Origin of the sequence: Actinomadura sp. RB99 (genome assembly GCF_014706005.1) — a bacterium.
Lineage (GTDB): Bacteria > Actinomycetota > Actinomycetes > Streptosporangiales > Streptosporangiaceae > Spirillospora.
Genome location: NZ_JABMCA010000093.1, coordinates 1 through 12,215 on the forward strand (window position 1 = coordinate 1; position 12,215 = coordinate 12,215).

The following is a 12,215-nucleotide window of genomic DNA, read 5'->3' on the forward strand; positions in this document are numbered from 1 at the left end:
CCGCGCTGGTCGCGGTGCCCCCGCCCGCGCCGGAGCCGGCGGACGCACCGGACCCGGCCGGCGCGCCGGTCCCGCGGTCCGGGGGCGCCCCCGGCGGCGACTCCTCAGAACATGGCCTGCCCCGACGGCAGGACGAGCCCCCCGCGGACGAGGCGAGCTCCCACGACGGCGCCGCGTCCCTCTCATCCGGCCTCACCGGAACCGGCGGCGGGCATCCCGAACCGACCCAGCCGGAGGACCTGCCACCCGTGCCCGACATCTCCACCACACCGTCCGGCCTGCCGGTCCGCGTGCCGCAGGCGAACCTCGCCGAACCGCTGCGCACGGACGAACCGCTCGTCTCCGATGAGCACGACGAACCGGACGACCCGGGCCGCTCGCCCGAGGAGATCCAGCGGATCATGGGCTCGTACCAGCGCGGCACCCGGCAGGGCCGGTCGGACGCGGCCGAGGCCCTCGGCAATCAAGCAGCGGAAGGCGAGGAAGGTCAGTGACGCAGAAGACCGGTTCTTCATCCGATCTGGGTTTTTTGCTGGACGACCTGGTCCATCGGTTGCCGCACGCGCGCAACGCGGTGGTGCTGTCCGCCGACGGCCTGCTGATGGCCTCCTCGGCGGGCATGAGCCAGGACGACGGCGAGCACCTGTCCGCCGTGGCGGCGGGCATCCAGAGCCTCGCCAAGGGCGCGGGCACCCGGTTCGGCGGCGGCCCCGTCCGGCAGACGATCGTCGAGATGCAGTCGGCGTTCCTGCTGGTGTCGGTCGCCGGCAAGGGCGCCTGCCTGGCGGTGCTGGCCGGTGAGGAGGCCGACGTGGGCCTCATCGCCTACGAGATGGCGATGCTCGTCACGAGCATGGGCCACCATCTCACCTCGCCGTCGCGATCGGAGGCGGCGGAGGAGGGCCGGCCCGCATGATGCCGCCCGAGGAGCCGGGGCAGGAGCCCTGGCCGCAGGACCCCGCGCTGCACACCCCCGGCCATGAGCGGATCTACGACGAGAGCGCCGGCCCGATGGTGCGCCCGTACGTGATGACGAGCGGCCGCATCGAGCCCGTGCACGGCAAGTTCGACCTGATCACCCTGGTGGTGGCGGCCGGGCCGGAGCCGGAGGGCCCGATCGGCCTCGGCCCCGAGCACCTGGCGATCATCCGGCTCTGCCAGCAGGTGATGTCGGTCGCCGAGCTGACCGGCCACCTCGACCTTCCGGTGGCCACCGTGCGGGTGCTGCTCGGCGACCTGCTCGGCAAGGGGCTCGTCACGATGCAGGAGCCCGAACCGGAGGCGGACATGCACGACATCAGGCTCTACAAGGCGGTGATCGATGGTCTCCGGGCTCTCTGACGCCGGGGGCGGGCGGCATGACGCCCGCGCCCGCCGGATGCCCACCGCGGTCAAGATCGTGATCGCGGGCGGTTTCGGGGTCGGCAAGACGACGATGGTCGGCACGGTCTCCGAGACGCGGCCGCTGCGCACCGAGGAGATCCTCACCGACGAGAGCGTCGGTGTCGACGACGTCTCCGGGGTGGAGCGCAAGAAGACCACCACGGTCGCGATGGACTTCGGGCGGCTCACCTTCCGCGACGACTACGTCCTGTACCTGTTCGGCACCCCCGGGCAGGAGCGGTTCTGGTTCATGTGGGACGAGGTGTCGCTCGGCGCGCTCGGCGCCGTCGTCCTCGCCGACACCCGCCGGCTGTCGGACTGCTTCCCGTCCGTCGACTACTTCGAGCGCCGCGGCACCCCGTTCGTCGTCGCGGTCAACTGCTTCGAGGGCGCCCGGCAGTACGACCTCGCGGAGATCCAGCTGGCGCTGAACCTGGGACCGAAGGTCCCGGTCATGCTCTGCGACGCCCGCCGTCTCGACTCCTGCAAGCAGGTGCTCATCGACCTGGTCCTGCACGCGATGAAGTACCGGGGGCTCCCCGCGCTGGAGTCGCAGGGCGCCTAACCCCGGACGGCCCCGGCGCCCTGGACGGGGGCGTCCGGGGCCTCGTGCTGGACGGCCCCGGCGACCGCCCGGGCGAAGGCGCGGACGCGCGCGGTGGCGCGGTCGCGGTGCCAGACGAGGGTGAGCGCCGAGTCGGGCAGGCCGGTGAGCGGGACGAAGACGACGTCGCCGCGGACGTGGCGGCGGGCTGTCGGGACGCACAGCGGCATCGCGCCGCGTCCTGCGGCGACCATCGCCAGCGCCTCCTGGATCGTGCCCGCGGCCGGCCCGGACGGGATCGCGCGGCCGCCGGGCGTCGCCGTCGGCGACTGCACGTCGCGCCAGTACCGCGGGGCCGGTCCGGCGATCCGGATGAGCGGGTGCCCGGCCAGTTCCTCGGCGGGGACCGACGGGCGGTCCGCGAGCGGATGGCGGGCCGGGACGGCGAGGCTCAGCGGCGCCTCCGAGAACGCGGGGCCGGGGACCAGTCCGGGTTCCCGCACCGGCGCCAGCACGATCGCGGCGTCCACGTCCCCGTCGCGTATCTGCCCGAACGGGTCGGCGAGCGGCACCTCGACGGTCCGCACCTCGCAGCCGGGATGGTCGCGCTCGAACGCGCGGACGAGGCCGGTCAGGTCCTCGTCCAGCGATCCGACGAAGCCGATCCGCAGCACGCCGTCGACGCCGCGGGCCCGGGCGCGGGCCGCCTCGACGACGTCGAGGAGGGCCGTGTAGGCGGGCGCCAGCTCGTCTCTCAGGCTCGCGCCGAGCGGGGTCAGCCGGACGCGGCGGCTGGTGCGCTCCACGAGCCGGGCCCCGATCCGCGACTCCAGGGAACGCAGGAGCTGGCTGACGCGGCTCTGGGAGAGGTACAGGCGCTCCGCCGTCCGGCCGAAGTGCAGCTCCTCGCCGAGGACGAGGAAGCACTCTAGTTCCCTGGCCTCCAGTTCCGGCACGTCGCTCCCCCGTCGCCGATCGATGAGCCTCGCTCATAGAAGGATGCGATCTTCGCCGTTGTTCCCGGTGCGCCGCCGGACCAGGGTCGACGGCATGACGGTTCCTCCCGACTCCCCGCCCCGAGGCGGCTGGCCCGCGGTGCTCGCGGTCGCCGCGGCCACGTTCCTCGTCGTCACCAGCGAGATGCTGCCGGTGGGGCTGCTGACCTCGATCGGCCCGGACCTCGGTGCGTCCGCGGGCACGGCCGGGCTGGCGATGACCGCGCCCGGCCTCGTCGCCGCGCTCTGCGCGCCTGCGCTGTCCGCGGCCACCGCGCGGCTGGACCGCCGCGCCGTGCTGGCCGCGCTGGCGGGCCTGCTGGCGGCGGCCGACCTCGGCTCGGCCGCCGCGCCCGGACTGCCGGCGCTGCTGGCGTCGCGGGTCCTGGTCGGCGTCGCGATCGGCGGGGTATGGGCGATCGCGGGCGGGCTCGCGGCGCGGCTGGTGCCGGAGCGCTCCGCCGGGACCGCCACCTCGGTGGTCTTCGGCGGGATCTCGGTCGCGTCGGTGGTGGGCGTCCCCGCCGGCACGCTGGTCGGCGACCTCGCGGGCTGGCGCGCCACGTTCGCCGTCGCGGGCGCGCTGTCCCTGGCCGCCTGCGCGGCGCTCGCCGTGCTGCTGCCGCCGCTGCCCGGAACCGGCCCGGCGGGCCTGCGGAACGTGCCGCGGGTGCTGCGCGCCCCGCGTGCGCGGGCCGGGCTCGTGGTGACGCTGCTGCTGGTCACCGGCCACTTCGCGGCGTACACCTACGTGCGTCCGGTGCTGGAGCGGGTGTCCGGCGTGGACCCGGACCTGGTCAGCACCCTGCTGCTGCTGTACGGCGTCGCGGGCGTTGCCGGGAACTTCGCCGCCGGGACCGCCGCCGCGCGCGGCCCGCGCCGCACCCTCCTGGCGCTCGCCGCGGTGCTCGCGCCGGCCGTGCTGCTGTTCCCCGTCGTCGGACGGGCCCCGCTCCCGGCGATCGTGCTGCTGGTGCTGTGGGGCGCCGCCTACGGCGGTGTGTCCGTCACCTTGCAGACCTGGCTGCTGCGGGCCGCGCCTCCGCACGCCGCTGAGCCGGCGTCGGCGCTGTTCGTCGCCGCGTTCAACGTCGCCATCTCGGTCGGGGCGCTGGCGGGCGGGCGCGTGGCCGACGCCACCGGGGAGTCGGGTGCCCTGTGGCTCGGCGGGTCGCTGGGCGGTGTCGCCCTGGCCGCCGCCGCAGTGCTCGGCCGCCGGGCGGAACGGGACGACCGGCCGGCCCCGGCGCCGGTCCCGGCGCGCCCCCAGGGCGTGCCGGACCGGCGGCCGTAGCCGTCAGCCGGTGCGCGACACCACGTAGTCGCAGAGACCGGTGAACGCGTCGCGGGCGGGGATGGCGGGGAGGGTGAGGAGCTCCGCGCGGGCGTCCTCCGCGTACTGGCGCAGGTCGGCGCGGGCGAGGTCCATGGCGGGGTGGGCGCGCAGGAGGGCGAGGGCCTCGGCGTGCAGCTCGTCGCCGGACAGGTCCTGGACGAGCAGCTCGCGCAGCCGGGCGTCGTCGGGGCCGGAGCCGACGCCGGCGAGGACGTGGTGCATCGGGAGGGTGCGGATGCCTTCGCGGAGGTCGGTGCCGGGGGTCTTGCCGGACTCCTCGGTCTCGGACTCGATGTCGAGGATGTCGTCCGACAGCTGGAACGCGATGCCGATCTTCTCGCAGGCGGAGGTGATGGTGTCGACGACGCGGGCGGGGGCCCCCGACAGCAGCGCGCCGAACTGGCCGGACACCACGATGAGGGACGCGGTCTTGTCGGCGACGACCTGGAGGTAGTGCTTGAGGGGGTCGGCGTCCTCGGCGGGGCCGACGGTCTCCTGGATCTGGCCGCGCACCAGCCGGGCGAACGCGCGGGCCTGGATCCGGACGGCCTCCGGGCCGAGGTCGGCGAGCAGGTCCGACGCGCGGGCGAACAGGTAGTCGCCGGTGAGGATCGCGACGGTGTTCGTCCAGCGGGAGTTCGCGGACGCCTGGCCGCGCCGGACGGTCGCCTCGTCCATCACGTCGTCGTGGTAGAGGGTGCCGAGATGGGTCAGCTCCACGACGACGGCGGCGGGCACCACACCGGGCGCGGCCGGGTCGCCGAAGTGGGAGGCGAGCAGCACCAGCATCGGCCGGAACCGCTTGCCCCCCGCCTCGACGAGGTGCTTGGAGGCCTGGGTGAGCAGCGGGTCCTCGCCCCGCACGGATTCCAGCAGCAGTTCCTCGACTGCGGCCAGGCGCTCCCTGGCATCGGCCGCGAGGGCCGAGTCGACGGGAAGCCCGAACGGGCCGGACTCCAGTCGAGCCGGCCCGCCGGACTTCTCAGCGATTGGGTCGCTCACCCAAGACTCCCTACCGGACGAACATGTGGGTCGTTGCGTGGCCCGCGAGGTCCAGAACGGGCTGCGGGATCACGCCGAGTACCACAGTAGCCGTCGCACCGAGCGCCACCGCAGCCGCGGTCGCCGGCCCGGCGACGACGACGGGGCCGTCCGCCTCCGGCTCGCTGAAGAACATCACGACGATCACCTTCACGTAGAAGAAGGCGGCCACCGCGGAGGAGATGACGCCGACCACGACCAGCGGGGTCGCGCCGCCCTCGATGGCGGCCTTGAACACCGCGAACTTGCCGGTGAACCCGCTGGTCAGCGGGATGCCGGCGAAGGCGAGCAGGAAGAAGGCGAACACCCCGGCGACGACCGGGGAGCGCTTGCCGAGCCCCGCCCAGCGCGACAGGTGCCCGGCCTCGCCGCCGGCGTCGCGCACCATCGTGACGACCGCGAAGGCGCCGATGGAGGTGAAGCCGTAGGCGACGAGGTAGAACATCGTGCTGGACAGGCCGTCGCGCGAGGTGGCGATGACGCCCATGAGCAGGAAGCCCGCGTGCGCGATGGACGAGTACGCCAGCATCCGCTTGATGTCGGACTGCGTGATCGCGATGATCGCGCCGACCACCATCGTGAGAATCGCCACGCCCCACATGTAGGGCCGCCAGTCCCACTTCATGGTCTCGAACCCGACGTAGTACACGCGGAGGATCCCGCCGAACGCGGCGACGACCGTGCACGACGCCATCAGCGCGGTGATCGGGGTCGGGGCGCCCTGGTACACGTCCGGCTTCCACATGTGGAACGGGACGCCGCCGAGCTTGAACAGCAGCCCGACCGACAGCAGCGCGACGCCCGCCAGCAGCAGCGTCTCGCTGCCGGCGTCCTTGCTGACCTGCGCGGAGATGTCCGACAGCCGGACCGAGCCGGCGTAGCCGTACAGCAGCGCCGTCCCGTACAGGAAGAACGCCGAGGAGAACGCGCCGAGCAGGAAGTACTTGACGGCCGCCTCCTGGGAGAGCAGCCGCCGCCGGCGGGCGAGGCCGCACAGCAGGTACAGCGGCAGCGACATGACCTCCAGCGCCACGAACATGGTGAGCAGGTCGTTGGCGGCGGGGAACATCATCATGCCCGCGACCGCGAACATCATCAGCGGGAACACCTCGGTCTGGGTGATCCCGGCGGCGGTGCTGCGCTGCTCCGCCTCGCTGCCCGGCAGCGCGGACGCCTGCGCGGCGAAGTGGCCACCGACGACGCCGCCGTCCCGGCCGTTCCCGCGCTCGGCGATGAGCAGCAGGCTGACCAGGGCGAGGATGAGGATGGTGCCCTGGATGAACAGGGTGGGGCCGTCCACGCCGAGGGCGCCCTGCGCGGCGACGTGGTGCGGATCGTCGCGCCAGCCGAGCAGGACCGTCCAGGCGAACGCGCCGGCGAGGCCGAGGAACGCGACCGGCACCTGCGCCGCGTACCGCCAGGTGCGGCCGACGAACGCCTCCACGAGGACGCCCGCGAGGGCGATCCCGAGGACGAGCAGCAGCGGGCCGATCTGCCCGTACTCGATGTGCGGCGCCGGGATGTCACCCCCCTGGGCGAGCACCCCATGAGCCACCGGGCTCACGTGACTGGCAGGGCTCATGGACGGGCTCCGTTCTCGGCGACGTTACCGGTGAGCGTCGGCGCCGGGTCGTGCCGGTCGACACGGGCGAGCGTCTCCTTCACCGACGGGTTGATCACATGCAGCACCGGCTGCGGGAAGAAGCCCATCGCCACGATGATCGCGATGATCGGGGCGACGGCCCACTTCTCGCGGGCCGTGAGGTCCTTCATGCCCTCGACGGCCGGGACCTTCGGGCCGCCCATCGTCCGCTGGTACATCCAGAGGACGTAGATGGCGGCGAGGACGACGCCGGTCACGGCGAAGCACGCGGCCACCTTGTAGCGGCTGAACGTGCCGACCAGCACCAGGAACTCCGACACGAACGGCGACAGGCCGGGCAGCGAGAGCCCGGACAGGCCGGCGACGAGGAACGTCCCGGCGAGCACCGGTGCCGCCTTCTGCACCCCGCCGAAGTCGGTGATCCGCGCCGACCGGCGCCGGACGATCATGAAGCCGACGACCAGGAACAGCGCGCCGGTGGAGAAGCCGTGGTTCACCATGTACAGCGCGGCGCCGGACTGGCCCTGCGATGTCATCGCGAAGATGCCGAGCACGATGAACCCGAAGTGCGACACCGACGTGTAGGCGATGAGCCGCTTCAGGTCGACCTGCCCGATCGCGAGGATCGCGCCGTAGATGATGCTGATCACCGCGAACACGAGCACGGCGGGCGTGGCCCACTTGGACGCGCCGGGGAACAGCTCCAGGCAGAACCGCAGCATCCCGTAGGTGCCGACCTTGTCGAGCACGCCGACGATCAGGACGAGCGCGCCGGGCGGCGACTGCTGCGCCGCGGTCGGCAGCCAGGTGTGCACCGGCACCATCGGCGCCTTGATCGCGAACGCGACGAAGAAGCCGAGGAACAGCCACTTGGCGGTGGTCGGGTCGACGTGCAGCCCGCGCAGCTCCTCGAACATGAAGGTGCCGTGGCCGAGGCCGCCCTCACTGACCGGCTTGTTCGACAGCGGGTACAGCCAGATGACCGAGACGAGCATCAGCAGCCCGCCGAACAGCGAGTACAGCAGGAACTTCACGGCGGCGTAGGAGCGCTCGCGGGCGGCGCCGCCGCCGTAGTGCCCGATGATGAAGTACACCGGGATGAGCATCGCCTCGAAGAAGACGTAGAACAGGAACACGTCGGTCGCCGCGAAGACGCCGATCATCGCGGCCTCGAGGGACAGCAGCAGCGCGAAGTAGGTCTTCACGGACCGCTTCGCCGGGACGTCCACCCCGCCGGACCGCTCGTCGTCCGTCCAGGACGCCAGCATGACGAGCGGGACGAGGATGACCGACAGCAGGATCAGCACCAGCGCGACGCCGTCGACGCCGAGCGCCCAGTGGATCCCGAACTCCTTGATCCACCAGTACTTCTCGGTGAACTGGAACCGGTCGCCGCCCGCGTCGAAGCCGGCCGCCATGCCGATCGAGAGGGCGGCGACGACGAGGGAGACGCCGAACGAGAACCACTTGACGAGCGGCTCGTTGTCGCGCGGCAGCACGCTGACCGCGACGGCGCCCAGCAGCGGCAGCGCGATGAGGACGCTCAGCCAGGGAAAGTCACTCATGACACGTTCACCACCAGGAGGGCGGCCACCACAAGGGCTGCGCCGAAGAACATCGAGAGTGCGTAGGAACGGGCGAAGCCGGTCTGGATGCGGCGGAACCGGCCGGACGTGCCGCCGATGAGGGCGGCGAGCCCGTTGACGGCGCCGTCGACGCCGCGCCCGTCGAACCAGACCGCGAGCCGGGTCAGCCACTGGCCGGGCCGCATCAGCAGCGACTCGTTGAGGGCGTCGCCGTACAGGTCCTTGCGGGCCGCGACGGTGACGAACGACCCCTTGGGCGCCTCGCGCGGCACGGGACGGCGCCCGTACTGCATCCACGCGATCGCGAAACCGGCGACCATCAGGACGAGGACCACGATGCCGGGCAGCGTGACCCACTTGAACGACTCCGCGTGCGCCGGCTTGCCGGTGACGGGCTCCAGGAAGTCGGAGAACCCGCCGAGGATCAGCCATCCACCGGCGAAGACCGAGCCGACCGCCAGCAGCATCAGCGGGATCGTCATCACCTTGGGCGACTCGTGCGGGTGCACGCCCTCCTCCCAGCGCTTCTCGCCGAAGAAGGTCATGATCATCACGCGCGACATGTAGTACGCGGTGATGCCCGCGCCGATGACGGCGCAGACGCCGAGGATCGCGCCGGACGTGCCGCCCTTGTCGAACGCGGCCTCGATGATGGCGTCCTTGGTGAACCAGCCGGACAGGAACGGGAACCCGATGATGGCGAGGAACCCGAGCCCGAACGTCACGTACGTCGCCATCATGACGCCGCGCAGCGCGCCGTAGTGGCGCATGTTCACGTCGTCGTTGGTGCCGTGCATGACCGAGCCGGCGCCGAGGAACAGGCCCGCCTTGAAGAAGCCGTGCGCGATGAGGTGCGCGATGGCGAACACGTAGCCGGGCCGGCCGAGGCCGGCGGCGAGCGTCATGTAGCCGATCTGCGACATCGTCGACCCGGCGAGGGCCTTCTTGATGTCGTCCTTGCCGCAACCGATGATCGCACCGGCGAGCAGCGTGGCCGCGCCGACGATCGTCACCACCAGCTGGGCGGTGTCGGACATCTCGAAGATCGGCCCGGACCGGACGATCAGGTAGACGCCCGCGGTCACCATCGTCGCCGCGTGGATGAGCGCCGACACCGGGGTCGGGCCCTCCATCGCGTCCAGCAGCCAGGACTGCAGCGGGAGCTGCGCCGACTTGCCGCACGCGCCGAGCAGGAGCAGCAGCCCGATCGCGGTCGCGGTGCCGGTGCTCAGCTTGGCGGCGAGCCCGGCGTGCTCGGCGCCCGCGCCGAGGATCGGCCCGAAGTCGACGGTCCCGAACGTGGAGAACATCAGCGCGATCGCGATGATCAGCCCCATGTCGCCGACGCGGTTGACGACGAACGCCTTCTTCGCCGCGGTCGCCGCGGTCGGCTTGTGCTGCCAGAACCCGATCAGCAGGTACGAGGCGAGGCCCACGCCCTCCCAGCCGAGGAACAGCACGAGGAAGTTGCCGCCGAGCACCAGCAGCAGCATCGCCGCGACGAACAGGTTCAGGTAGGCGAAGAACCGGCGCCGGTCGGGGTCCTCGGCCATGTAGCCGACGGAGTAGACGTGGATGAGCGAGCCCACCCCGGTGATCAGCAGCACGAAGCTGATGGACAGCGGGTCCACCAGCAGGTCCATGCCGATCTTGAATCCGCCGACGCTGATGAAGTCCCACAGGTGCACGGTGCGGCGGCGCGCGGCGTCGTCGTACCCGAGCATCTGGACGAGCATCGCGACGCCGATGGCGAACGACGCCACCGGCGTCGCCACGCCGAGCAGGTGCCCCCACTTGTCGGTGCGCCGCCCTCCGAGCAGGAGGATCGCGGCGCCCACCAGGGGCAGCGCGATGAGAAGCCAGGACGCGGCCTGGATGCCTTCCGCTTTCATCCCCGACCTCTCAGTACTTCAGCAGGTTCGCGTCGTCCACCGACGAGGACCTGCGGGTCCGGAAGATGGTCATGATGATCGCCAGGCCGACCACGACCTCCGCCGCCGCCACCACCATCACGAAGAACGCGATGATCTGGCCGTCGAGGGTGCCGTGCATGCGGGAGAACGTCACGAACGCGAGGTTCGTGGCGTTCAGCATGAGCTCGACGCACATGAACACCACGATCGCGTTGCGGCGCACGAGGACGCCGAGACCGCCGATGGTGAACAGGATCGCCGAGAGCGCCAGGTAGTGCCCCGGACTCATTGACCAGCCTCGCCTTCACGCTCGTTGGCCGAGCCGCCGCCGGACCCGCCGGCGGCCGGTGTCCCGGCCCTGACGACGCGCGACTCGGCGTCCGCGTCCTTCGCCTCTTCGGTGGCCGCCTTGACCGCGGCGACGTCCTCGTCGACCGCGCCCTGCTCGGTCCCGCCGTACAGGTCGGCGTGGCGCTCGGAGGTGTCGGTGCGGGCCGCGATGACGGGGTTGATCGACAGCTCCGACGGCGTCCCGTCCGGCAGCAGCGCCGGCATGTCGACGGCGTTGTGCCGCGCGTAGGTGCCGGGGCCGGGCAGCGGGCCCGGGTGCGCGCCGGACGCGAACCGCTGCTTGGACAGGTCCTTCTGCGTCGGCTTCGGCTCGGTCCGCTCGCGGTGCGCCAGCACCATCGCGCCCAGCGCCGCGGTGATCAGCAGCGCGCTGGTCGCCTCGAACGCGAACACGTACTTGGTGAACAGCAGCCGCGCGAGGCCGAGGACGTTGCCGTCGGCGTTGGCGGCCTTCAGCCCGGCGGAGTCGCCGAGCGCGGCGTTGCCGAGCCCGGTGCCGAGCAGCACGATGAACCCGATCGCGACGATGACCGCCCAGAACCGCTGGCCCTTGATCGTCTCCACCAGCGAGTCGGTGGAGGTGACGCCGACGAGCATCAGCACGAACAGGAACAGCATCAGCACCGCGCCGGTGTAGACGATCACCTGGACGAACGCCAGGAACGGCGCGTTCTGGATCGCGTACATCGCGGCGAGGCAGAGCATCACGGTCGCCAGCAGCAGCGCCGAGTGCACCGCCTTGCGGACGAGGATCATGCCGAGCGCGGCGCAGACGGACACGACGGCGAGCAGCCAGAAGAAGAACGGCTCACCCGACTGCTTGTCGGCGACGTGCCCGGCCAGCACGTGCGCGGCGGCGAGGTGGTCGGCGGAGAGCGCGGCGCTCACTTGCCCTCACCGCCCTTGGCCGCCTTCTCCCGCTTCACCGCGCTGTCGGCGCTCGCCCGTCCGCCGCCCTCGGCGGGGACGGTCGGCGCCGCGTCCTCGGGCTGGAGGCCGAGGCGGTAGTAGTCCTCCTCGGTGTCGCCGAGCCGCATCTCGTGCGGCGGCGTCTCCATGCCCTCGCGCAGCGGGGCGAGCAGCATGTCCTTGGTGTAGATCAGGCTCTCGCGGCTGTCGTCGGCGAGCTCGTACTCGTTGGTCATCGTCAGCGCCCGCGTCGGGCACGCCTCGATGCACAGGCCGCAGAAGATGCACCGCAGATAGTTGATCTGGTAGGTGCGGCCGTACCGCTCGCCGGGCGAGTACCGCTCGTCCTCGGTGTTGTCGGCACCCTCGACGAAGATGGCGTCGGCGGGGCACGCCCAGGCGCACAGCTCGCAGCCGATGCACTTCTCCAGGCCGTCCGGCCACCGGTTGAGCTGGTGCCGCCCGTGGAAGCGCGGGGCGGTCGGCTTCTTCACCTCGGGGTACTGAACGGTCTCGCTCTTCATGAACATCTGGTGGAACGAGACCCCGAACCC

General features: G+C 72.0%; 12 protein-coding genes and 1 pseudogene. 5 read left to right on the forward strand and 8 right to left on the reverse strand.

Annotated elements, in window-relative coordinates; all coding sequences use genetic code 11:
• The 4 genes and pseudogenes from amrb99_RS44060 to amrb99_RS44075 form a co-directional block, all read left to right on the forward strand.
• Positions 1–494 (forward strand): annotated as a pseudogene (locus amrb99_RS44060) (hypothetical protein); the annotation flags it as partial.
• On the forward strand, positions 491–916 hold the full coding sequence (locus tag amrb99_RS44065; protein ID WP_190867929.1) for a roadblock/LC7 domain-containing protein: 426 nt from the start codon (positions 491–493) through the stop codon (positions 914–916). The pseudogene amrb99_RS44060 and the gene amrb99_RS44065, both read left to right, overlap by 4 nt.
• Positions 913–1,341, forward strand: coding sequence for a DUF742 domain-containing protein (locus amrb99_RS44070; protein ID WP_190867931.1), 429 nt, complete (start codon positions 913–915; stop codon positions 1,339–1,341). Before amrb99_RS44065 ends, amrb99_RS44070 begins: the two co-directional genes overlap by 4 nt.
• Positions 1,322–1,948: an ATP/GTP-binding protein gene (locus tag amrb99_RS44075; protein WP_190867933.1), complete on the forward strand. Its 627-nt coding sequence runs from the start codon at positions 1,322–1,324 to the stop codon at positions 1,946–1,948. Before amrb99_RS44070 ends, amrb99_RS44075 begins: the two co-directional genes overlap by 20 nt.
• On the opposite strand, the gene amrb99_RS44080 is transcribed toward amrb99_RS44075, so the two are convergent.
• Entirely contained in the window at positions 1,945–2,883 is a 939-nt protein-coding gene (locus tag amrb99_RS44080) for a LysR substrate-binding domain-containing protein (protein ID WP_190867935.1), read from the reverse strand. The genes amrb99_RS44075 and amrb99_RS44080 overlap by 4 nt on opposite strands.
• A gap of 94 nt (positions 2,884–2,977) precedes the next feature.
• On the opposite strand from amrb99_RS44080, the gene amrb99_RS44085 reads away from it, so the two are divergent.
• Positions 2,978–4,216: an MFS transporter gene (locus amrb99_RS44085; protein ID WP_190867937.1), complete on the forward strand. Its 1,239-nt coding sequence runs from the start codon at positions 2,978–2,980 to the stop codon at positions 4,214–4,216.
• A gap of 3 nt (positions 4,217–4,219) precedes the next feature.
• On the opposite strand, the gene amrb99_RS44090 is transcribed toward amrb99_RS44085, so the two are convergent.
• From amrb99_RS44090 to nuoI, 7 genes are read right to left on the reverse strand one after another with little or no spacing between them, the layout of a single operon-like run.
• A complete protein-coding gene (locus tag amrb99_RS44090; protein WP_190867982.1) occupies positions 4,220–5,218 on the reverse strand; it encodes a polyprenyl synthetase family protein in 999 nt (332 codons plus the stop codon).
• A gap of 52 nt (positions 5,219–5,270) precedes the next feature.
• A complete protein-coding gene (gene nuoN, locus amrb99_RS44095; protein WP_190867939.1) occupies positions 5,271–6,881 on the reverse strand; it encodes an NADH-quinone oxidoreductase subunit NuoN in 1,611 nt (536 codons plus the stop codon).
• Complete coding sequence (locus amrb99_RS44100) at positions 6,878–8,467, reverse strand: NADH-quinone oxidoreductase subunit M (RefSeq protein ID WP_190867941.1); 1,590 nt, start codon at positions 8,465–8,467, stop codon at positions 6,878–6,880. Before amrb99_RS44100 ends, nuoN begins: the two co-directional genes overlap by 4 nt.
• A complete protein-coding gene (nuoL, locus tag amrb99_RS44105) occupies positions 8,464–10,380 on the reverse strand; it encodes an NADH-quinone oxidoreductase subunit L (RefSeq protein WP_190867944.1) in 1,917 nt (638 codons plus the stop codon). Before nuoL ends, amrb99_RS44100 begins: the two co-directional genes overlap by 4 nt.
• Positions 10,381–10,390: 10 nt before the next feature.
• Positions 10,391–10,690, reverse strand: a complete 300-nt coding sequence (nuoK, locus tag amrb99_RS44110; protein WP_173096805.1) for an NADH-quinone oxidoreductase subunit NuoK — start codon at positions 10,688–10,690, stop codon at positions 10,391–10,393.
• Positions 10,687–11,598, reverse strand: coding sequence for an NADH-quinone oxidoreductase subunit J (locus tag amrb99_RS44115; RefSeq protein ID WP_347257124.1), 912 nt, complete (start codon positions 11,596–11,598; stop codon positions 10,687–10,689). Before amrb99_RS44115 ends, nuoK begins: the two co-directional genes overlap by 4 nt.
• Before the next feature lie 38 nt (positions 11,599–11,636).
• Entirely contained in the window at positions 11,637–12,191 is a 555-nt protein-coding gene (gene nuoI / locus amrb99_RS44120) for an NADH-quinone oxidoreductase subunit NuoI (protein ID WP_241756506.1), read from the reverse strand.
• Positions 12,192–12,215 lie beyond the last annotated feature (24 nt).